This window comes from Paenibacillus sp. 1-18 (genome assembly GCF_000520755.1).
Lineage (GTDB): Bacteria > Bacillota > Bacilli > Paenibacillales > Paenibacillaceae > Paenibacillus > Paenibacillus brasilensis.
On sequence record NZ_ASSB01000216.1, the window covers coordinates 1 to 988 of the forward strand.

The 988-nt window shown below is 45.6% G+C and carries 2 protein-coding genes; both read left to right on the forward strand.

All coding sequences use genetic code 11. The annotated features are described in order from the left end of the window. On the forward strand, positions 1-343 hold a 343-nt coding region (locus L693_RS28085), incomplete at its 5' end, for an ABC transporter C-terminal domain-containing protein (protein WP_269320848.1). Positions 344-750: 407 nt separating this feature from the next. Then, complete coding sequence (locus L693_RS30610) at positions 751-912, forward strand: FDLD family class I lanthipeptide (RefSeq protein WP_197029933.1); 162 nt, start codon at positions 751-753, stop codon at positions 910-912. The last annotated feature ends 76 nt before the right edge of the window (positions 913-988 follow it).

The window sequence follows — 988 nt, forward strand, 5'->3', positions numbered from 1 at the left end:
TAATAGCGCGGGAGCGGATCCGCGTACAGGAGCGACTACCGGAGCCGATGCGAGCGGTACACGCTCCGGGGCGGCGGGTCGCTGGTGGTCGTCCGACGCTGGAGCGGAATCGGGCGCGCGCGGAGCGAAGGCCGCGAAGCCGTCCCGCTCGCCTGTTGCATCCAGCGAGCGGCTGGAACGGGCTATTGCCGCTAAGGAAGCGGAATTGGCGGCGACGGATGCCGAGCTGGAGCTGCTCGGCACAAGCAGTGACACAGCGCGCATGGCGGAGCTGTGGGACGCGCGTGAAGGGCTGCAAGCGGAGCTGGACACATTGCTCGGCGAGTGGGTCGAGCTGGAGTAGGCGACAGACCGATTGCTGGATTGGCAACGTATCTTTCATATAAAGGGTAGCCCTGAGGTAGACATTACTGAAGGGCTATTTTTTGTATGTTGAAAAAGGAATGAGAGTGGAAATAAAATAACCATATATTAAAATTAATACATTAAAATGAATAATTATTATTTTGTTATACATTTAAAGCAATAGATTTACATTTTTCGATTTGTGATATTTTTTATTATGTAAGCAAGGTATAAACCATTGTTAGGTGAAAAACTTATTGTCAACAAAGATCATACATACAGATTGCTACATGATATATGGCAATATTTCGAATAGGTGACGATCTGGTTGGGGTATTGTCCATATAAATCCTTCTCCTCTAATGGAGAAGTGATGGTATATCTAATCGAAAGGAGGGGAATGCAATGGCTGAAAACTTATTTGATCTGGACGTTCAAGTATACAAGTCTCAAGGTTCTGTTGAGCCTCAGGTTCTTAGTATTTACAATTGTTCTACTGGTTGTGGTGATGGTAAAACCGAAGGCACATGTGTTGCCACTTGTGGGAATGAATGTTTCTCAAACTAGGATCATTTTGTTGAATATTTATGGGTTTTTATTATTTTTTAAATGACGGATTGTAATATGAAGTGCGACACCTGCT

What these genes read in the sequence shown, in the direction of transcription:
- L693_RS30610 (WP_197029933.1), top strand. Translation starts at nt 751, where the DNA reads ATGGCTGAAAACTTATTTGATCTGGACGTTCAAGTATACAAGTCTCAA.